Genomic DNA, 20905 nt, shown 5'->3' with positions numbered 1-20905 from the left:
CACAGGAAGCGAAGGCGCCTGACTTGCATTGAAACGGATACATGGAGCAGGTGTCCCCCGCTCGCAGCGGAGGGCGCCTGCCAAAGGAGGCGATGGTTTATGCCGGAAAACGGGCAGCTGCGCAGCAGGTTTGAACGGCCGCCGGCGGCATACCGGTCGGTGCCCTTCTGGGCATGGAACGATGAATTGCAGGAGGAAGAGCTGATTCGGCAAATTCATCAAATGCAGGAGCAGGGCATGGGTGGTTTTTTCATCCATTCCCGGGACGGACTCGAAACGGATTACATGGGCAGGGAGTGGATGCAGTACGTCCGGACAGCGGTCCAAACTGCCGACAAGCTCGGTATGCAGGCTTGGCTGTACGACGAGGACCGTTGGCCATCCGGTTTTGCCGGAGGGCTCGTCCAGGCCCGCGGAGGCGATGCTTTTCGAGCCAAGGGGCTGACGTTGGAGGTATGCCGGGAAGGGGTATGCCTGGCAGTTGGAGAAGCAGCAGCCTTGTTCCGGGCCGTCATAGACGAGAGAAGTCTGCTGCGGTGCGAACGGCTTCAGGTCCCGGCCGGAGCGGACGATCTTGCGACGCTTGCGGAGGATGAAGTGCTGCTGGTATTTCGGGTTGAGGTATCGGAAGCAAGCGAGTGGTTTAATCATGAGGCACCGCCCGATAATCTGAACCCTGATGCAGTCGGTGCATTCATTGACATTACCTACGAAGCCTACAAGCGGGAGGTAGGAGACTATTTCGGGAAAACGGTGCGCGGCGTATTCACGGATGAGCCCAGCATCCACGACCGCCACTGCCGGTTTACCGAAGGACGGGGCTGGCTTCCCTGGAGCGGCACGTTTCCGGCGTTTTTTCAAGAAAGAAGAGGGTATGATCTCTTGGATCTGATCCCGTATCTTTTCTTCAATGGAACGTTCTCGCCCCAGGCACGGCACGATTATTGGCGGACGGTGACCGAGAGGTTCAGCGAGTCCTACTCCAAGCAGATCGGCGAATGGTGCGAAGCGAACGGAATTGCTTTTACAGGGCATTATTTATGGGAAAACAATATGGGCACAGCTACCCGCGTTTGCGGTGCTGTTATGCCCAATTACCGTTTTCAGCAGGTTCCCGGCATCGACATGCTGGAGGAGCAGACGAATGAGTATATCACGGTAAAGCAGTGCACCAGCGTGGCTAACCAGTACGGGAGGACGGAAGTGCTCACGGAAACGTACGGGTGTACCGGTTGGGGCTTTACATTCGAAGGACAGCGCTGGATCGGCGACTTTCAGTTTGTGCTCGGTGTCAATCGCAGGTCACAGCATTTGGCCCTCTACTCAATTAAAGGATGCCGCAAGAGGGATTATCCACCGGTATTTAATTACAATACGAGCTGGTGGAAGTACAACTACGTGGCAGAGGATTACTTCGCCCGGCTTTCGGCTGTGCTGACCGAAGGAAAGCCGGTACGCGACGTGCTTGTGCTGCATCCGTCCACCACGGCCTGGAGCCTTGTCGGAACGGGGCCTTACGGCTTCCCCGCTCGGGGCAAAGATAAAGATGTGTCGGCGACGAATGCGTTTGGACACGAATTCAACGCCTTTCTTGGAAAGCTGCTCAGAGCCCACTACGATTTCGACTTGGGCGATGAAATCATCATGGCGGAAACAGGGGCCGTACGGGGGGGCCGGCTGGTTGTCAATTTGGCTGAATACCGCATTGTGGTGCTTCCACCGATCCGGACCCTGCTCCAAAGCACCTACGAGCTGCTGTCCGATTTTCTTGAAGCCGGCGGCAAGATCATCTCTGTCGGACCGCAGCCGGTTTGGTTGGAGGGAAGGCCGGAGGAAGCCAAGTTAAACAGGCTGTACGAACACCCCAACCTGACTGTGGTGGAGGATACTCCAGCCGTGGTCAGCGTATTGGAGCAGTTGCTGCCTCGACAGGTCAGCGTGACGTATCCGGAGAGCGGAGAGGAGGCGCCAGAATTTCTCGTCATGCTCCGGGAGCTGGACGGGGGGCGCAAGGTACTGTTCGTTGTGAACAACGACAGGCACGCCTCACATTTGGTGCGGATCCAGCTGGAGGGGCTTGGAGCCTTGGAGGAATGGTGCGCGCTGAGCGGAGCGGTGAAGACGGTGCAAGTCGATCCTTTATCCCTGCAAATGGGAAGCCTGCACTTCGAGGCGGAGTTCGGACCTGCCGACTCGAAGCTGTACATTTTACAAACTGCGTCTGACACGGCCCGGTTTCATGAAGCAGAGCATATCAGAACAAAAAGGACACGGCAGGTAGTTCAAGAGCTGGCTCAGGTCGGCCGGGTTTCCCGTACGATGCCTAATGTGCTGACATTGGACACCTGCTCCTATCTTATGCCCGGCCATGAAGGCTGGTCCGAGGAAACGGATGTATGGCAGGCGCAAAGGGATGTCCGTGCTGCCCTGGGAATGAGACAGGTGTATGGCAACGGTCTGGAGCAAAGGTACCGATGGATTCATGATCCGCATCCGGGCAACGGGAGGCCGGTTCAATTCCGGTTCCGATTCGACGTTTCGGTCATACCGGAGGGAGCCGTACACCTGGTCGTGGAAAATGCGGCGGCATATGACCTGCATTTGAACGGTAAGGCCGCTCAGACAGAAGCGGACGGCTGGTTCCTTGACCGTTCCTTCAACACCATTCCGCTGCCTGAGCTAAGGTTAGGGATGAACGAGCTGGTGCTAAACTGCAGCTACCATAACCGTATGGAAGTGGAAGATATTTATCTTATCGGTCCTTTCGGCGTGGATATGGACAGAAGGCTTATAGCCGAGCCGAAGACGTTGACTTTGGGCGACTGGTGTACGCAGGGATACTTTCATTACTGCGGCAGCATGGTATACCACTTCGAGGCGAATGTCTGTCAGCCTGCTGCCAACAAGCGGATGCTTGTGGAGCTGGGGGAATATTCTGCTGTGACGGTGGAGATCCATGTGAACGGAGTATCAGCCGGACATGTGCCCTGGAGAGCGGCGAACCCTCTCGATATCACATCGTACCTTTCCGACGGGAACAATGAGATTGCGATCGAAGTCATGGGAAGCCCGCGCAATATGCTAGGGCCGTTCCATCATGTGTCTGGCGAGCCATCCTCGACAAGCTGGGCTTCTTTTCGCAAAACAGGCACTTACTACTCGCCTCAATATAAAGTACTCCCTTACGGGTTGTTCACTCCAATCCGACTAATTGAAGAAACGGAGGTTCAGGCATGATAAAAATAAGCAGGTGGAAGCGGTTACTTGTGTCCATTCTTGTGTGCACTGCGCTGCTGCTGCCTGGAACTGCTGACGCTGCAGTGAAATACTCCACCTATACAAAGGACAGCTACAACAATTTAATCTGGCTGCAGCCCGCTTACTACCCGATCGGAGTCATCGGTCAGGATTTGTACACGACAGACCCGGCGAAGCCGACGGTCAAGGTAAAATCATCCATGAAAAATCCGAAGGACATTTTTGTGGATGCCAAAAATGAAATTTACATCGCGGATACCGGCAATAACCGGATCGTTCATATGAACGAGAAAGGGCAGCTGATCCGTTATATTACGATTCCGGACAGCCCACTGTCAAAGCCCGAAGGTGTGTTCGTGACGAAGGAAGGCAATATTTACATTGCGGATACGGGCAATAAGCGTGTCGTAAAGCTGGATAAGGATGGGAAGAAGCAGCAGGAATTTGTGCGTCCTGTATCTCGTTACATTCCGGAGACGTTCGTTTATGATCCGGGCAAGGTGATGGTGGATGAACGCGGCTTCCTGTACATTGCCGTACATGGCGGCTATGAGGGCTTGCTGCTGCTGGACCCGAACGGCAAGTTTCAAGGATTTTTTGGTGCGAACCGGACTGCGCTCTCGCCTCTGGATGCGTTAAAGCGATGGTTGTATACGAGGGAAATGTATGCAAATGAGGTTGCGAAGCGGCCTGAGACCATCAACAGCGTCGCTACAGATAAAAACGGCTATATTTATACTGTAACCGGCGGCATGGCCAAAATCGATCAGCTCAAAAAGCTGAATATTAAAGGGGACAATTTGCTTCGCAGCTCGCAAAAAGCGTTCGGTGAATACCGGCCGATGGATGCGCAGCTCACTGCTGCGGGGAAAGCCGGGGCAAACCTGCCGCAGCTGATCGATGTCGCTGTAGACCAGCACGGAAACATGATTGTCGTAGATCAGCAATTCAAATACATTACGAATTATGACGCTTCGGGTAATTTGCTGTACTTCTGGGGAGGACCATCCGCGGTAGGCTCTTCGCAGGTCGGCCTGCTCAAAAGCCCGGTAGCTATCGACGTGAATGCAAGGAATGAACTGTTCGTGCTTGACGATCAGGAGAACATCGTTCAAGTGTTCCGCTTATCGGAGTTCGGCCAAAAGGTTGACGAGGCCAACCAACAGACTCTGGCAGGATATTATGAGGCGGGAGAGAAGCCATGGCAGGACGTGCTGCGGATGAACGCCCAGTTTACTCCAGCCATACTCGGTTTAGCCAAATCGGCCTTCAAAAAAGAGCGGTATGAGGAGGCGGAGCGTCTGTTCCGGGAAGCAGGCGATCAGCAGGGCTTCTCCGATGCGTTCTGGCAAATCCGGATGAAGTGGTTCCAGGATCATTTTTCACTGCTTGCGAGTCTTGTGCTATTCGGTACGATCTTCTACTTTATTGCCGATAAGCTTACGGAGAAACGGGCATTCCGCACCCGTTGGCGGGAGCGGAGGAAGCAATCGCGGGTGAATTTTCTTTCCAATATACGACATGCCTTCTACACGATGAAGCACCCGATCGACGGGTTTGTTGCGGTTCGTTACGAAGGAAAAGGGAGCTATCTGAGTGCGGTCATTGTTCTCCTGTGCGTATATGGCTCCCTGTTAGTGAAGGAGCTGGTAACCAGCTTTTCCTTTAACGCTGCCACCAGCATTGATATTTATTCCATATTCACTCAGTTTTTCATCGTATGGATCGCCTGGATTGTATCGAATTACTTAGTTAGCTCCATTTATCGGGGCGAGGGGCGGTTCAGGGATATTTTTATCGGCAGTGCGTATGCGCTGGTTCCTTATATTGTCATCGGGGTGCCGCTGGCTTTCCTATCCAATGTGATGACGATGTCTGAAGGCTCGCTGTACGGCTTTGTATCCAAGGGAATGATCGTATGGATCGGGCTGCTCATGTTCTGGAAAATACAAAGCATTCACAACTACAGTGTCGTTGAAACCGCGTTGAACATTATCCTTACCTTGTGTACGATGCTGGTGATTGGCGTGCTGCTGTTCCTTACCCTCGGGTTAACCAGTGATATGATTTCGTTAATTTATGAAATGGGCCAGGAGTTGATCTTAAGATGACATGGATAACAAAACTAAACAAAACAGCGACCATCGTGACGGTCCTTCTCTTGGCAGCCATTTTGCTTATTTTGACGAATGTTCAATTTCAGTTCAAAACCGCTCCGCAGGAACGAACGGCTGCCGCTGCCCAGAACGATGCCGCTCCCCCGCAAAACAGTGTGCAGGCCCAGCTGCCCAAGGACGGCGATTTCAAAAATGTGGCGGAAACGGATACGCTTCGCTTAAGTATGGACGAGAAGACGGGCCATTTCATCGTGGAGGATAAACGCAACGGCAATGTGTACCGCTCGTATCCGAACCCGGAGCATTGGAGCAAGGAAACCATTTCGGAGAACTGGAAAAAGCATCTGAGCTCTCCGCTGATGGTGCAGTACGTCGACTTTTCCAAAACGATTCTGCAAGCCAAGGAAACGAATTTCGCCGCAGAAGGCGGAAAGGTGACGCAAGTTCAATCCATTCCAGGCGGCTTTTCCCTGGTGTATGAGCTCCCGGCTTCGGGATTTACGATTCCGGTTCAGGTCAAAATTGAGAAGGACTATATTGAAACGAAGATCGTTCGGGAAGGGATCAAGGAAACGAAGATGGGGCTAGTCTGGGTGCGCTTGTTTCCCTTCCTTGGCGCAGACTACTCAGCAGGCCAGGACGGCTATCTGTTCATACCTGATGGAGCCGGCGCGTTGATCCGCTTCAAAGAGAATCAGCTGAATGTCAATAAGCTGTACGATGAAAGCGTTTATGGTCAAGACCAGGCCTTCGGAGGCATGAGCAACAACCGAAACCGTATCATGATGCCAGTGTTCGGGTTGAAATCCGGGCCTAAAGGCTTTCTGGCCGTGCTTAATGAAGGAGAAGAATATGCCGAGGTCGTCGCGTCTCCTTCAGGCGTGCTCAGCAACTACAACTGGGTAACCGCCCAAATGAATTTCCGGGCCAGCTTCCTGCAGTTTACGAGCCGGAATTCTCCTGATGAATGGGGCTTTGCTGCCTATAACAAAGATGAGCTGTTCGGCGGCGACCGGTCGGTTCGCTACTATATTCTTGATATGGCCAAAACAGATTATGTCGGCATGGCTCAAACGTACCGCGATTACTTGATGCAAGTGAAAGGCATGAAGCCGGTTGCCGCTGCTGATCCCAACCTGCCGATGCATGTCGATTTTATTGGCGGGGACCAAGAAAAGGGTGTGGTCAGCGACCGCTACATTGATCTGACGCATACAGGGGAAGCGGAGCAAATGATCGATAAGTTATCCGCTAATGGGATCAAAAATATGGCGCTGACCTTCATGGGCTGGCAGCAAGGCGGCTACAGCTCTCTGGGCAAAGGATTGCCGGTAGACTCCCGCATCGGCGGAGATCAAGGAATGAAGTCATTGATCGACCGCGCCCATCAATCCAAGTACCGCATTTATCTGGATACCGAATACGCTGCAAACAATACGGGCGGTGGAGGCTTTGACGAGAAATTCCACGCAATGGTTAATCTGGCGGGCCGGAACATTACGCAAAACCTGCTGTACAACAATACACGGGTTGCGATGGCCAGCGAGAAATTCGTTGAGGCAGCCGTGAAGAAGGATTTAGTCGAATATAAAAAGCTGGGTGTGGACGGACTATCGGTCAATCGGACCGGACAGCGTTTGTTCAGCGATTATAATACGGGCTACGGTTCTCCGAGGAACGAAGCCAGGAAGGTTCAGGAAAGCATTCTGAAGAACATCAAGGAGACATTAGGCGGCGTGCAGGGCAAAAGCTCGAACAGCTACGCATGGCCTTATGTGAACCATATTCAAACGATGATTTACGACCATTCCTACGATCTGTTTACGGATGAAGCGGTTCCTTTCGCACAGATCGCCGCGCATGGGCTGCTTACTTACTCCTCCGAGTATGCGAATAACCGGCAGGAGGACGTCAAGGACTTTTTGCGGGATATCGAATACGGGGCGATTCCCTCGTTCATTTTCACCCGAGCCGCTTCCAAGGAATATGTGAACGCCTATGGGATCCGCTACTACAATACGCATTTTCCGGATTGGGAAACGTTTGCCGCGGAGCAGTACAAGGCATATAACGCGGCGCTCGGCGATGTGCAGAATCAATTTATTACCGGGCATCGGACCTTGGCGGACAATGTCAAAGAGACGACTTACGCGAATGGCAAGCGCATTGTCGTAAATTATAATTTGGAGCCTTACCGTGACGGGGGATTGGATGTTCCCGCTCAAAGCTATCTTGTGATCCAGGGAGGAGGAAGCCGATGAAAAAAACACTGAGACTTCGCTCGTCACTGGTCGAATACCTGGAGGGTTCTTTATTTATTGCTCCTTGGTTTATCGGTTTTCTTGTGTTTATGGCGTTCCCGATCGGTTATTCCTTGTTTATGAGCTTTCAGAAGGTGACCATTACGGCGACCAAAACGACGACGCAATATGTAGGCTTAACCCATTATCGTTACATTTTGTTTGAGAACGGGAGCATTTTGTACAACGATTTGCTTCCGTTTCTAAGGCAAGCGCTGTTCATGATACCGATTATCGTATTGTTCGCACTGCTCATCGCCATTATTTTGAATCAAAAATTCGCAGGCCGTACCTTTTTCCGCGCCATCTTCTTTTTGCCGGTTATTCTTTCCACAGGCGAAGTGGTCAAAGAGTTTTTGACGCAGGGGGAAGGCGACCTTGCCTTTATGTCCAAGTACAACATTTCCGGCATCATTAAAGCTAATCTTTCGGCTACCTGGTCCGGTCCCTTGGTAGGGATTCTCGACTCCTTCGTTCTGATCCTGTGGTACTCCGGCGTACAAATTCTTATTTTCCTCGGAGGCCGGCAGACGATTTCGAACTCAGCATACGAGGCGGCGCGTATTGATGGCGCAGGGCCTTGGGAAACGTTCTGGAAAATTACGCTGCCTGCGATGACGCCGTTTATATTCTTGAATCTGATTTATACGGTCGTCGATCTGTTTACTTTCCCTACTAATCCGATTTTGCAAAGGGTCCGGGACAGTGAATATGGGCAGTACAGTGCCTTGATATGGTTGTATTTTCTAATCATCAGCTTCTTTCTGGCCATTATTTTCATTGTATTCAGCAGGGCTACCAAATCGCAAAGACAATCGGATTAACAAGAATGCTTACGAATCAATGCCTTTCCTGATGGAAAGGGGATAGGGGTGAGTGACAATGTTAGATTTGAATCAATTGAAGCTGAAACGAAGACGTGAGCAGCTGCCGCTGCTTCTCTGGCTGAGCAAGGCGCGATATGTGATTCTAGGGCGGGAAGCCGATAAGGGCCTGCTGTTTAAATTATTCATTTATTTAATTTTGCTGGATACCGCCTACATTTACCTGAAGCCGGTCCTGCATATGGTTACGACCATGGTCAAAAATGCGGACGATCTCCTGGATCCTTCGGTCAACTGGTTTCCGAGGACGATCTATTTAGGCAATCTTCAGGAGGCCTGGGAGTGGCTGAAATATCCGAAAGCACTCAGCCTGACGCTGATTATGTCGTTATCTGTTGCTTTATTGCAAACGGTGTCGTGCGCGGTGACAGGCTATGCTTTTGCAAGATTGAAGGTTCCGTTCAAAAACCTGATGTTTTTTTTCCTTCTCCTCACTTTTATCGTGCCGATGCAGGTAACGATTTTGCCTAACATTATTTACGCGAGAGAACTGGGACTGCTGAATACGATTTATCCGATTATCGTTCCCGCATTTTTCGGCTTGGGACTTAAAGGCGCCCTGTTTGTCATCATCTACCGCCAATTTTTCTCGACCCAGCCGAAGGAATTGGAGGAGGCGGCCCGGATTGACGGAGCCAACGTGTTCAAAATTTTTTATAAGGTCATGATGCCGCTTGCGAAACCGGCGATTCTGGTTGTGTTCCTGTTTTCCTTCGTTTGGACGTGGAACGATTTTTATTTGCCAAGTATGTACTTGGCCGATATTGAAACCGCGCCCTTGTCGATGGGCATCTCCCGAATCGCGAATGCGCTCAAACAGCAAGCCGAGCAGTTCGGACCATCCGTCAATGACGAAGCGATTCGTATGGCAACGACGTTTCTCATGATTATCCCGCCTATGCTGCTCTACACCTTCACGCAGCGCTGGTTCATTGAGGGTGTGGAGAGAACGGGCCTGGTCGAGTAAGCGGAAAGTCATTTAAGAGAAGGTTCAATCAGCATAGCGATGTCACTTATTGAACGTACTCATTGATATCGAAGGAGGAACGCAGACCATGAAAAAATGTATGGCTTTACTGCTTGCGATTGTGATGGCGCTCACCTTATTCGGGTGCTCCGCATCGACGCAGGGAACGGCCGCTGACGCGAACGGGGCCGTCTCGGGCAATGCCAAGAAAATCATGCTGATCCGCAAGAAGGAAGGAGGCGGCGATCCGTTTGTCATCAACCACCTGAAGAAACTTGGCTATCAAGTGATGGATGTGGTGGATGCAGATTTCACCGTAGAGAAAGCTGCCGGCTACGGCGTCATTTATGTCAGTGAATCGGTCAACTCTTCCAAAATCGATACGAAGCTAAGGCAATCTGCCATTCCGGTCGTCTATGCCAAAACACAGGCAGCCAGCGATGCGGGCTTGGTCGGTCCACAGCAATTCGGACAAGATGAAGGCGTGAAGACGGTGCAAATTATCGATTCAAAGCATCCGATTGCAGCCGGTCTGAAGGATACGGTTGCTTTGTACAAGGAAGATGGGAAAATTTCGTATGGACTTCACCCGGGCAAGGAGGCAGCTATTATAGCTGAATATCCGACGAGCGGAGACAATAAGAAGGTAACGGTGTTCGCTTACGAGAAGGGCGCAAAAAATATTTCCAATTCGCCGGTACCGGCACGCCAGGTGTTCTTCTCCCTTCCGAGCGGTGAGGAACCGAAGCTGACGGATAACGGGTGGAAGCTGTTCGATGCGGCGATCGAGTGGGCTGCGCAAAATGGTAAGAAATAACTTAATCCAGGAGGGAACTATCGATGAAACGATTGCTGGGTTCTATCTGTATTGTGATGATGCTTTTCACTCTAATGGCTTGTAATACCGTACCGGCGGACGTCAATAAACTAGCACAGCAGCAGCCTTCCGGAAACACCGGTAAAAACCAGAATAGCGGGAAAAAGGTGCTGTTCGTCGGAAGAGACAGCGGTGGCGACGCCCTGGTCATTAAGCGTTTGAAGGAAAAGCACGGTCTGGAAGTAACGGTTGTAGCCGATAAGGAGCTTAAGGTGGAAAATGCCAATGGTCATATGCTCATTTATGTCAGCGAATCCGTCAACTCGGGTAAAATCAAGGATATCTTCGTAAAAACACCGATTCCCGTTATTTATGCGGAGCCTCAATCGACAAGCGATACGGGTATGACCGACGTCGATAGCTTTGGTTCCCTGGTTGGAGCCAATGCAGCCAAAACGATTCAAATCAAAGACAGCAAGCACCCTCTGGCAGCCGGCTTGCAGGGCAATATCGATGTATACAAGGACAACGGGAAAATGGGCTTTGCCATTCCGGGCAAAGAAGCTATCGTCATCGCTACCGTACCGAACGAGGAGCAAAAAGCAACCATTTTTGCTTACGAAAAAGGGGTTAAAAATGTTAAGGGAGACCCGGTTGCTGCGCGGGAGCTTTATTTTTATTTATTCAACGGGGAAGAAATCAATCAAACCGATGAGGGCTGGAAGCTTTTCGATGCGGCTGTAAAATGGGCGACAGGGAAGTAGCACGATCCTTAAGGGGCGATATGGATGATGTTCATTAAAAAATCAAGCTTCATGATTGCCGTTGTGATTTTGCTGTTCATGGCGGCCTGTTCCTTCTCCTCCCCGGCCCAAACGAAGCCTGTGAGCCAAAAAGCGCTCTTCGTTGGCCGGGAAAGCGGCGGGGATGCCTTAGTGATCAAGCATCTCAAAACGATGGGGTATCAAGTCGAGGTGATTGCCGATAAAGAGCTAACGGCTGAGAAAGCCGTTGGACATACGCTTGTATTTGTCAGCTCTACTGTCAATTCCGGTAAAGTCAGCAATAAGCTGAAAGCTTCTCCTGTCCCGGTCATCTATGCCGAGTCGCAAAATATAGGTGACCTGGATTTGTCAGGCAGGGAAACGGATACGGACAACGGCGATTTTGCAGGCAAATCCGTTGAAATCCAAGCCCCGGAGCATCCCATAGCGGCCGGTTTGAAGGGGCAGGTGGATATTTATAAGGAGAACGGCAAAATCGGCTTTATTGTCCCGAGCGCCAAAGGTACGATCGTAGCAGCAGCCCCTGACAATAAGCAAAAGGCGGTGATTTGGGCATTTGAGAAGGGTGGACGCAACAGCAGTAACGAAGTATTGCCGGCCCGGCAAGTCTACTTTTACTTGGTCGGCGGAGAAGAGATTAACCAGACGGAAGCGGGCTGGAAGCTGTTTGAATCAGCAGTAGCATGGGTGGCAGGGAAATAGTGAGGGTGGATTCTCTCATTTTGGCGTCGAAAGATGGAATAAACAACCTATAAAAATGAAATCCACCCCCAATGAAAATAGAGTCGATCCGTAATAAAGTAAGATTAAGAATTAACTGATGAAGATGTCCATTCATTTTTGTTTATCGCATTTACAAGCGCTTACAAGAAGCGTAAGGAGGTGCACCTTTTTCTGCAATCCGATGATCATGCATTGTTACTAATTGAGGGAGGTTTCAAACGAAACATGAAAAAATATGTGAAGGCATCCATGCTTACGGCATTAACCTGTTCAGTAATGGTAGGCTGCACGGCCGATCCTGTGGCAACGACAACGACGGAACCAAACAAAACAACGAAGGCACCGGACAATGAAATTTTTATTTACACATCGTATCCTGCATTTTATGCCAAAGAGGAAAATTGGGAAAAGCAAGTCGGCCAGTATTTGAAAAAGAAATTTCCGGACCTTACATTCAAGCACGTTCACTGGGATAAGGGTAGAGAATATAAGGATTTGATCGCAGCTGGGACGATTCCGGATATTGTAATTGATAATGCGAGAATGAACTATGAAAGATATATTCTTAAGAATGACCTTCAGTATGACATGACCGATTTAATCAAAAAATTCAATTTCGATACAAGCAAACTAAATCCGGCAGCTATGGCGCAGATGAAAAACATGACGCCGGAAGGGAAAATTTATGGCTTGCCGTTCCAGTTGAGCGATTTCGTCCTGTTCTATAACAAGGATATTTTTGATAAATTCGGTGTTGATTATCCGAAGGATGGCATGACCTACGACGAAGTGTATGAGCTTGCCAAGAAGTTGACCCGAGTTGAGGGGGAAAATACCTATAAAGGGTATCAGCAGCACCCAGGCTTGTACATGACGTACAATCAGCTATCATTGCCCCCACTTAGCTTAACGGAGGATAAGGCTCAGCTGAATACCGAAGGGTGGAAAAAGGAAGTCGACAACCTGAGACGGTTCTACGAAATTCCTGCAAACCAGTTTACTTCCGTTGATGACTTCCCTAAAGGAAAAATGGCGATGGCTGTCCATGTCTCGGAGAAAATTATCCAATGGTATGAGCAAAATAAAAACCTGAACTTTGATATTGCTTCGATGCCTTCCTTCGCAGATGTTCCGAAGACGAAAGCACAGCCGAATATGTATGCTACCTATATCACGAAGCAATCGACGAAGAAGGATCAGGCCTTCCAGGTTATCGCGTACATGTTATCCGAAGAAATGCAAATTAACTTTGCTAAAGAAGGCATTATCGGACCGCTGGAAAGCCAGAAGGTACAGGAGGCGTTTGGCAAAAACCTGCCGCAAATGCAAGGGAAACATACGCAGGCTATTTTTTACAGTAAAAATGCGATGCCGCCGGCAGCTCGTGCCAATGGCTTGACTTATGTGGACGTGCCGCTTCACAACGTGTTCTCGCCATTGATTTTCGGTGAATCCAAAGATTCGGCTACCGCCCTTCGGATGATCGAAGAGCAGACGAACAAAGGGATTCAAACGGAGAAGGCTGCCAACGCAAAATAGATTCGATGCTTCTGCATCTAAACGTGAATAACAAACCTCCAGAAGCACGAATCCTGTGGAGCTGGAGGTTTTGTTTGTAGATGCTGTGCTGAAACTAACGACTAGGGGGAATTTAAACTATGAAACGTCTGCTCATCTTGCTTTTCGCTGCAATGATGGCATTTACTATGGCTGCCTGCTCATCAACTAAAGAAACCGCTGCTCCGCCTAAAGCCGTAGACTCCGCAGTAAAGTCGCAAACACCGGCCCCGACACCCACACCGACGCCTTCGCCGTCCCCTGCTCCGGACACGGTCAAGGGCACAGAGGTGAATCCTCCTGCGGATGCAGCGAAGCCCGAAGAAGCCAAGACCCCGGAGGCATCAACCAAACCGGAGGAGTCAAAGTCCTCTGCGGATGCTCCTAAGGCTGCAGATGCGAAGCCGACGGAAACACCAAAAGCAGAGGAGCCTAAGCCTGCGGCCGAGACGCCGAAGCAGGCTGAAGCCCCGAAAGCGGAAGCGCCTAAGGCAGAGCCTGCCGCCCCGGCACCTGCACCGGAAAAGCCGGAGATTTCGGCTCAAGGGAAAAAGGTGCTGCTGGTGGGCCGGGAAAACGCAGCCGAGGACATTTATGTTGCCGGCCGGTTGAAGGCACTTGGTTTTAAGGTAACGATCATGATTGACAGGGAATTTACCGCTGCCGAAACGAAAGGCTATGACTTGATTTATATCAGTCAAACACTGAACTCCAAAATCATCAAAGATGGCGTTATGAAAGACGTAGCGATCCCTACGGTTTATGTGAAAAATCACGGCATGTTTTATTTAGGCCTTTCTTCCATTGAGGAAAATGCGAATATTATGAATGTTAAATCGATCGATATTGTAGATAGCAAGCATAAGGTAGCCGGCGGGTTATCCGGTGCGGTTGAAATTTACAAGGAAACCAGCTCAAGAATCGGTATCGGCTATGGACTTCCCAGTAAAGAGGCCAAGATTATCGCTACGGGTCCTGGAGACAAGTCCAAGGCGACGATTTATTACTACGATAAAGGCTCTAAAGCCGATAATGGCTATGAAGCGAAGGCACGCATTTCCTTCTTCTTCTTAAATAACGGAATGCAGGAGAATACAACCGAAGCAGGCTGGAAGCTGTTGGATAATCTCGTTCTATGGACATTGCAAAACGGTTAATCCCAAATTCAACCTTTGGAGGTATTACGTGAGCACATCCGGAAGCAAGTTTCTAACGATTGCCGTCTCTCTCACTTTATTGGCAGGCTGCGAGCAGGGCTTAGGAGCTAACCCTGCTGCAGGTGGAGTCGATAATAAACCGTCCAATGCATCACCAGAAAATGAGCTGTTTATTTACACCGTTAATCCGCCTTTCTATGCAAAAGAAGAAAATTTTGACAAGCAGATCGGACAATTTTTGAAAAAAAAGTTTCCCGATATTACGATCAAGCATGTCCACTGGGACAATCCCGGCAGACAGTATAAGGACCTCATTGCGGCAGGGACGGTACCGGACCTTGTATTTGATAACACCCGAATGAATGTGCAGCGATGGATTATTGATAATGATCTTCAATACGACATTCGGGATTTGATCAAAAAATACAACTTCGATACGACCAAGCTGAATCCAGCCCTTATGGCTCAGATGAGCAATCTGAGAAAAGACGGGAGCATTTACGGCTTGCCGTTCAATAACAACGATTTCGTACTCTTCTACAACAAAGATATTTTCGATAAATTCGGCGTCGACTACCCGAAAAACGGGATGACGTATGACGAAATTTATGAGATGGCCAAGAAGCTGACTCGTGTTGAAGGCGAGATTACGTACAAAGGCTTTTCTCAAAATCCGGGTCACTATATGAATTACAATCAGCTTTCTCAATCTCCGCTCAGTTTGACGGAAGACAAAGCGAGCCTGAGCTCGCCGGAATGGAAGAAGATCGTTGACAACTTGCGTCGGTTCTACGATATTCCTGCAAACCAGTTTGACACGGTAGAAACTTTCGCTACCAAAGGCAATATCGCTATGGCTGTGGCGACGGTGGACCACCTGGTTACGTATCATGAGCAGAACAAAAGCTTGAATTTTGACATCGTCTCTGTGCCGTCCTTCAGTGAAGCGCCGGACACGAGGTACCAGCCGAACGTATACTCGATGTACATTACCAAGCAGTCGAAGAAAAAGGATTTGGCCTTCCAGGTCATGGCGGCGCTTCTTTCCGAGGAGCATCAGATTGAGCTTGCGAAGGAAGGCGTGATCGTGCCAATGGAATCCAAGGCGGTTCAAGAGGCTTTCGGTAAAAACCTGCCTCAAATGAGAGGCAAAAACACGAGCGCCATTTTCCATGGGAAAACGGCTATGCCTCCGGCAGCCAGGGCTGATGGACTGCTCTGGTATGATGTTCCAATGCAGAATGTGTTTGCCCCGCTTATTTTCAAAGAATCGAAGGATTCGGTAACCGCATTGCGTATGATTGAAGAGCAGTCTACTAAAGCGATTGAGACGAATAAAGCAGCTAAGGCTGATCTGGACAAAGCGGCTGCGAAGAAATAGTCGAAGTATTTGAGAAAAGACCATCCATATCGTAGGGAATCGTACTTACATTATGGATGGTCTTTTTTTTCTATGTTAAATAACAGCGATTATAACTAGGAGGTAATGAATATGCGGAAATCTGCGGGAGTTGTGGCGTGTATGTCGGCATTTCTTCTATTTGCCGGGTGCGAAACCGGTCCAGTCGGAGGGATCGTGAAACAGGAGGAGACCTCTAACGATAATGAGTTGTTTATTTACACCGTGTGGCCTGCTTATTATGTGAAGGAAGAAATTTTCGAGAAGCAGATCGGACAATTTATAAAAAAGAAGTTTCCAGATCTGAAGTTTAAGCATGTGCATTGGGATAATCCAGGAAGGCAGTACCAGGATTTGATTGCTGCAGGAACGATTCCCGACATTATTATGGACGATTCGTTTTTGAATGTGAACCGGTATATTATTGATAACGACCTTCAATATGACATGAGGGAGCTGATCAAAAAATACAATTTTGATACCTCCCGATTAAATCCGGCGATGATGGACCGAATGAAGAACATTGCATCAGACGGGTCCATTTACGGTTTGCCGTTCCAAACGAGTGACTTTATTCTTTTTTATAACAAAGATATTTTCGATAAATTCGGCGTTGAATATCCGAAGGCAGGTATGACCTACGACGAGGCTTATGAGAAAGCAAAGAAGCTGACTCGCGTAGAAGGTGAAATTACGTATAAGGGCTATTCGCAGCACCCGGGCCATTACATGAATTATAATCAGCTTTCATTAAATCCGCTGCATCCAACCGAAGATAGGGCGAGTATGACCTCGGAGGGCTGGGTGAAGATGGTTGACAATCTAAGACGTTTTTACGATATTCCTGCAAATCAGTTTGACACAGTAGAGAAATTTCCGCTCGGCAATATCGCTATGGCTGTCGCCTCGGCAGATAGAATTGTCAAGTTTCATCAGGATAACCCGAATCTGAACTTCGATATCTCGACGCCTCCGGTCTTCATTGATCATCCGAATAACAGGTATCAACCGAATGTTTCTTCCGTCTACATTACCAAGCAATCGAAAAAGAAGGATGCCGCATTCAAAGTCATTGAGTATTTGTTAAGTGAAGAGATGCAAGTCGAGCTTGCGAAGGAGGGGAATATAGGACCGCTGCAAACGCAGGCGGTAAAGGATGCCTTTGGCGCCAATCTTCCTTACATGAAGGGGAAAAATATCGCATCCCTTTTTTATGGGAACTATGCTCCTGCAGCCCCTGGCCGTGCGGCGGGATTAACGTATCATTTGGTGAATACGCCGGGGGTGTTTGCACCGCTTATTTTCAGCGAGTCCAAAGATTCGGTAACGGCTCTCCGGATGACGGAGGAAAGAGAGACCAAGGCCATAGCTGCTGAGAAGGCTGCCAAAGCTGAGCTGCAAAAGGCTGTGAAGAAATAGGGCTTGACTACGCATCAAGGAACAATGACCCTATAATGTCGAGTTAATGCGCCTATAGTTTGTACTCCATTTCGTATTATTTTTAAAGAGTAGGATAAAATCATTATGAATTACGGAATTGTGAATGGAGGTGTTAATTTCGTTCTGCAAGCGGTTACTATAAAACCGAATCGATGTGTTTTTTATTTGCTTCAGTAGGATGACTAAATTTAGGAAGGTGTGCTGGATGAAAAAAATTACGTCCCTTTTATGTTTTTTCCTTTTGGCTCTGACCATGTTTTCGTTTAGCTTTGCAGCAGCAGCAGATTCAAGTCAATTTAAGGATCTTGGCAATCTTCCGCAGGAGCAAAAGGTCAAGTTTGACGAGCTGATCTCCTCTGGTGTGTTTAGCGGCTTATCTGACGATACGTTTGGTCTGGATGCACAAATGGATCGCGCCCAGTTTGCCAAAGTGGCTTCGCTCATTTTTTCACTGTCTGTCGATAAAACGCTTACAAGTTCAACCTTTAACGATGTGCCTTCGGACCACTGGTCTCTAACCTATGTCGAGGCGCTGAAAAAAGCCGGACTAACTAACGGCTACGACTCCGAAGGCAAAACTTATAATCCTTCCGGTGCCGTATCACGCCAAGAGCTGGCTGCATTCCTCATTCGCGGTATCGGCTTGGATGATGCTGCCAAGAAGGCGACACCGGTTACAGACTCCACGGTTGACGACTGGGCTAAAGGGTATGTAGCGCTAGCTTTGGAGAAAAACATCTTGACCAAGCTGGACGATGGCAGCTTCGGAGGCAAAGCACCGGCAACACGTAAAATGCTGGCGCTAGCTAGCTTCGAGTCGAAGAAGCTGTTCGCAGAGGTCAAGAAACCGGCGGAGACGCCTGGAACGCAACCTGCAACGCCTACACCTGCTCCGACAACTCCTTCTAAGGGTGGAGATGTTTCGGCGAAGGGGAAGAAAGCAATTATTACAAGTGACGTGAACACTGGTAATGCCAAGTTACGTGATGAAGAGAAACCAGTGGTAAGTCGTCTGGAATCACTAGGATTTGAAGTTACTCGCCTAGCTAGTACTAAAATTACTGCAGAAGCTGTTGAAGGATATGATTTGGTTGTAATCGGAACCTCTACCAATTCGAAATATGTACAAAAGAAACTTAAGGGCCTTAAAGCCCCAATTATCTACATTAAATCGATTTCTTTCGGCGATGCGGATTTCTCTAAAATTTCTGAGAAATCGGATATTTTGAAACAGACAACGGTAACTATTCAAAATAGCGATCACCCACTTGCGGCTGGCTTAAAAGGAGATGTACAAGTGTTTTATGAGCCAGCAGCTCTTTCCTATGGCTTTCCAAGTGGTGATGGGAAAATCATTGTTGCATCCAAGGACGATCCAGCAAAAGGGATCATTATTGGTTATGAGAAGGGTTCGAAAAATATTTTAAACGAACCTGTAGCAGCACGCACTGTTTTGTTTGGCTTAAAGGACGATGCTGTTATGAAAGAATATGCAACCGACGAACTTTGGAAATTGTTTGATGCATCCGCACTTTGGTGCATTCAAAATCCTTAAGTAGTTCCCATCTAAAATAGCAGCATCGACTAAGTCCCAGTTTCCAAACTGGGGCTTTTTCATATTCATAAACTGTGAATCCCATCATGAATGCCAGAAACAGCCTATAAAATTGAACTAAACCGCCTACTCCCACGCAAAGGTTTCATAGTATGGTGGGGGTAGACTTTTTGATTTCGAGGCAATTATTCCAACAGGAAAGCGCTTAGGAGAGTGGTTCGGGTTGAATAACGAACAAGTGATTTCTACGGCCCCCCTTCTCACAGCCGAGAGGGTCACAAGGGTATTCGGACGAGGTTCGGCAGCGGTGCATGCATTGAAGGGGGCTAATTTATCGATTCCTCCGAAGCGGCTTGTTGCTTTGAAGGGAAGATCGGGCTCCGGCAAGACGACCTTAATTAATATATTGGGAGCATTGGACCGACCTACGGAGGGTAAAGTGTTTTTCAATGAGACGGAAATCAGCGGGCTCTCGGAGAAAGCGCGCAATGAGCATAGAAGGGTGCATATGGGGCTCATTTTTCAATCATTTGCCTTAGTTCCTTTAATGACGGCTTACGAAAATGTGGAGTTTGGCCTTCGAATCGCCGGTATCCCCGCCTCACTTCACAAGGCGTATACAGAAAGAGCGCTTGAGCTCGTAGGTTTGAAAACCCGGATGCAGCACCGGCCATTTGAAATGTCAGGGGGAGAGCAGCAGCGGGTAGCCATTGCCAGAGCTATTGCGCACAAGCCATCCCTTATTTTGGCGGATGAACCTACTGCAGAGTTGGATAGCAAGATGGGCATGCAGGTCATGAAGGTGTTTCGCGATCTTGTGCAGCATGAAGGTATGGCAATTATTCTTACTACGCACGATCCTGCAATTATGAGTGTAGTTGACCAAGTATACGCATTGGAGGATGGTCTAATTGTTGAGGAAGCTTAAATCCCATCTGCTACTATGGGGCGGAGTCACATTGCTCTCAAGTGCTTTGACAGGCTGTTCCCTGCTCCCTGTGGAGGAGGAGGCCCTGCAGCCGCCGTTAGTGCAACCGGTAAAAGAGACATTGAATGTTGTGGAAGCCAAGCGGGCTGCTATTTCGAAACAAATTACCGGTGTCGCTACCTTTGCTTCGGACAAGACGAACTACCTGTATTACAAAACATCGGCAGGCAAGCTTATTGCAATCAATGTAAAGCTGGGGGATTACGTTAAAGCGGGTGATGTCGTTGCGACCACTGAAACCAGCGAGCTTGTTACGAAAATACGAGTTCAAGAAATTGCAATTGAGAAGGTTAAAATTTCATTAATGCAGGAAGTGGCTGACAAAGGTGCCGAAGACCCTTCCGTGAAGCTGAAGATGCTGGATATGGAAAGTGCTCAAATTCAATTGAAAGCGCTTCAGGACCAGCTGCAAAATTCCAGACTTGTAGCTGCCTCCGATGGCATAGTAACTTTCGTTGAACCTATAAAGCCCGGTGAAGATGTTGCGGCATATAAACAATTGGTAACGCTTTCTGACCCTAAGCAAATGAAATTGATTTATACAGCTTCAAGCCAGAACGACCTTGCCGGGGTTGAAATTAATATGGATGTCATTGTGAAAATAAAGGACAAAACCTACAGCGGCAAAGTTGTCCAGACGCCCATGTCAGCCGCGCCCAGCGACAACAAAACGGTTCAGGACAAGAACAATAAATCGCTTGTAATCAATGTCTTGGACTTGCCGCAGGAGATAACAATCGGATCCCAGGCAGACATTACAGTCGTTACGGAGAAAAGAGACAATGTCGTCGTCATTCCTCGTGCCGGACTGAGAAGCTATATGGGACGTGACTATGTGCAGGTGCTTGACGGCGAAAGCCGTAAAGAAATCGATGTGGAAAAAGGAATCGTTGCTGCAACCGAAGTGGAAATCCGTAAAGGCATCACGGAAGGCCAAAAAATTATTTTGGCCAATTAG

Annotated in this window: 15 protein-coding genes; all 15 read left to right on the top strand. The window is 48.9% G+C overall.

The window, feature by feature from the left end; translation table 11 throughout:
* Positions 1-99: 99 nt before the first annotated feature.
* The 15 genes from CF651_RS02410 to CF651_RS02340 all read left to right on the top strand — a co-directional run bounded on the left by CF651_RS02410 (position 100) and on the right by CF651_RS02340 (position 20905).
* On the top strand, positions 100-3237 hold the full coding sequence (locus tag CF651_RS02410; protein ID WP_094013221.1) for a glycosyl hydrolase: 3138 nt from the start codon (positions 100-102) through the stop codon (positions 3235-3237).
* A complete protein-coding gene (locus CF651_RS02405; protein WP_094013220.1) occupies positions 3234-5369 on the top strand; it encodes a YIP1 family protein in 2136 nt (711 codons plus the stop codon). Before CF651_RS02410 ends, CF651_RS02405 begins: the two co-directional genes overlap by 4 nt.
* Positions 5366-7636 (top strand): DUF5696 domain-containing protein, encoded by a 2271-nt coding sequence (locus CF651_RS02400; RefSeq protein ID WP_094013219.1) that lies wholly within the window; start codon positions 5366-5368, stop codon positions 7634-7636. The genes CF651_RS02405 and CF651_RS02400 overlap by 4 nt, the downstream gene beginning before the upstream one ends.
* A complete protein-coding gene (locus CF651_RS02395) occupies positions 7633-8499 on the top strand; it encodes a carbohydrate ABC transporter permease (RefSeq protein WP_094013218.1) in 867 nt (288 codons plus the stop codon). Before CF651_RS02400 ends, CF651_RS02395 begins: the two co-directional genes overlap by 4 nt.
* 58 nt (positions 8500-8557) lie before the next feature.
* Entirely contained in the window at positions 8558-9526 is a 969-nt protein-coding gene (locus tag CF651_RS02390) for a carbohydrate ABC transporter permease (RefSeq protein WP_094013217.1), read from the top strand.
* Between the two features lie 88 nt (positions 9527-9614).
* Positions 9615-10343, top strand: a complete 729-nt coding sequence (locus CF651_RS02385; protein WP_094013216.1) for a hypothetical protein — start codon at positions 9615-9617, stop codon at positions 10341-10343.
* A 23-nt stretch (positions 10344-10366) separates the two neighbouring features.
* The gene (locus CF651_RS02380; protein ID WP_179232651.1) at positions 10367-11107 is read left to right on the top strand and encodes a hypothetical protein; all 741 of its coding nucleotides are present in this window, start codon (positions 10367-10369) and stop codon (positions 11105-11107) included.
* A 24-nt stretch (positions 11108-11131) separates the two neighbouring features.
* A complete protein-coding gene (locus tag CF651_RS02375; protein ID WP_094013215.1) occupies positions 11132-11830 on the top strand; it encodes a hypothetical protein in 699 nt (232 codons plus the stop codon).
* Positions 11831-12076: 246 nt separating this feature from the next.
* Positions 12077-13390 (top strand): ABC transporter substrate-binding protein, encoded by a 1314-nt coding sequence (locus CF651_RS02370; protein WP_094013513.1) that lies wholly within the window; start codon positions 12077-12079, stop codon positions 13388-13390.
* Positions 13391-13509: 119 nt separating this feature from the next.
* Positions 13510-14565, top strand: a complete 1056-nt coding sequence (locus CF651_RS02365; RefSeq protein WP_094013214.1) for a hypothetical protein — start codon at positions 13510-13512, stop codon at positions 14563-14565.
* A gap of 28 nt (positions 14566-14593) precedes the next feature.
* The gene (locus CF651_RS02360; RefSeq protein WP_094013213.1) at positions 14594-15946 is read left to right on the top strand and encodes an ABC transporter substrate-binding protein; all 1353 of its coding nucleotides are present in this window, start codon (positions 14594-14596) and stop codon (positions 15944-15946) included.
* Between the two features lie 111 nt (positions 15947-16057).
* Positions 16058-17383 carry an ABC transporter substrate-binding protein gene (locus CF651_RS02355; RefSeq protein ID WP_245855631.1) on the top strand — a complete coding sequence of 442 codons (1326 nt, stop codon included), beginning with the start codon at positions 16058-16060 and terminating at the stop codon, positions 17381-17383.
* Between the two features lie 226 nt (positions 17384-17609).
* Positions 17610-18959 carry an S-layer homology domain-containing protein gene (locus tag CF651_RS02350; protein WP_094013211.1) on the top strand — a complete coding sequence of 450 codons (1350 nt, stop codon included), beginning with the start codon at positions 17610-17612 and terminating at the stop codon, positions 18957-18959.
* A 223-nt stretch (positions 18960-19182) separates the two neighbouring features.
* Complete coding sequence (locus tag CF651_RS02345) at positions 19183-19887, top strand: ABC transporter ATP-binding protein (protein ID WP_094013210.1); 705 nt, start codon at positions 19183-19185, stop codon at positions 19885-19887.
* The gene (locus CF651_RS02340; RefSeq protein WP_094013512.1) at positions 19874-20905 is read left to right on the top strand and encodes an efflux RND transporter periplasmic adaptor subunit; all 1032 of its coding nucleotides are present in this window, start codon (positions 19874-19876) and stop codon (positions 20903-20905) included. The genes CF651_RS02345 and CF651_RS02340 overlap by 14 nt, the downstream gene beginning before the upstream one ends.

The organism is Paenibacillus rigui (assembly GCF_002234615.1).
In the GTDB taxonomy this organism is placed as follows: Bacteria; Bacillota; Bacilli; order Paenibacillales; family NBRC-103111; genus Paenibacillus_S; species Paenibacillus_S rigui.
This window is presented reverse-complemented; position numbering and strand designations above follow the sequence as displayed.

Excerpts from the sequence above, each read along its gene's own strand:
- CF651_RS02410 (WP_094013221.1), top strand. The coding sequence starts at position 100 with ATGCCGGAAAACGGGCAGCTGCGCAGCAGGTTTGAACGGCCGCCGGCG.
- CF651_RS02405 (WP_094013220.1), top strand. The coding sequence starts at position 3,234 with ATGATAAAAATAAGCAGGTGGAAGCGGTTACTTGTGTCCATTCTTGTG.
- CF651_RS02400 (WP_094013219.1), top strand. The coding sequence starts at position 5,366 with ATGACATGGATAACAAAACTAAACAAAACAGCGACCATCGTGACGGTC.
- CF651_RS02395 (WP_094013218.1), top strand. The coding sequence starts at position 7,633 with ATGAAAAAAACACTGAGACTTCGCTCGTCACTGGTCGAATACCTGGAG.
- CF651_RS02390 (WP_094013217.1), top strand. The coding sequence starts at position 8,558 with ATGTTAGATTTGAATCAATTGAAGCTGAAACGAAGACGTGAGCAGCTG.
- CF651_RS02385 (WP_094013216.1), top strand. The coding sequence starts at position 9,615 with ATGAAAAAATGTATGGCTTTACTGCTTGCGATTGTGATGGCGCTCACC.
- CF651_RS02380 (WP_179232651.1), top strand. The coding sequence starts at position 10,367 with ATGAAACGATTGCTGGGTTCTATCTGTATTGTGATGATGCTTTTCACT.
- CF651_RS02375 (WP_094013215.1), top strand. The coding sequence starts at position 11,132 with ATGATGTTCATTAAAAAATCAAGCTTCATGATTGCCGTTGTGATTTTG.
- CF651_RS02370 (WP_094013513.1), top strand. The coding sequence starts at position 12,077 with ATGAAAAAATATGTGAAGGCATCCATGCTTACGGCATTAACCTGTTCA.
- CF651_RS02365 (WP_094013214.1), top strand. The coding sequence starts at position 13,510 with ATGAAACGTCTGCTCATCTTGCTTTTCGCTGCAATGATGGCATTTACT.
- CF651_RS02355 (WP_245855631.1), top strand. The coding sequence starts at position 16,058 with ATGCGGAAATCTGCGGGAGTTGTGGCGTGTATGTCGGCATTTCTTCTA.
- CF651_RS02350 (WP_094013211.1), top strand. The coding sequence starts at position 17,610 with ATGAAAAAAATTACGTCCCTTTTATGTTTTTTCCTTTTGGCTCTGACC.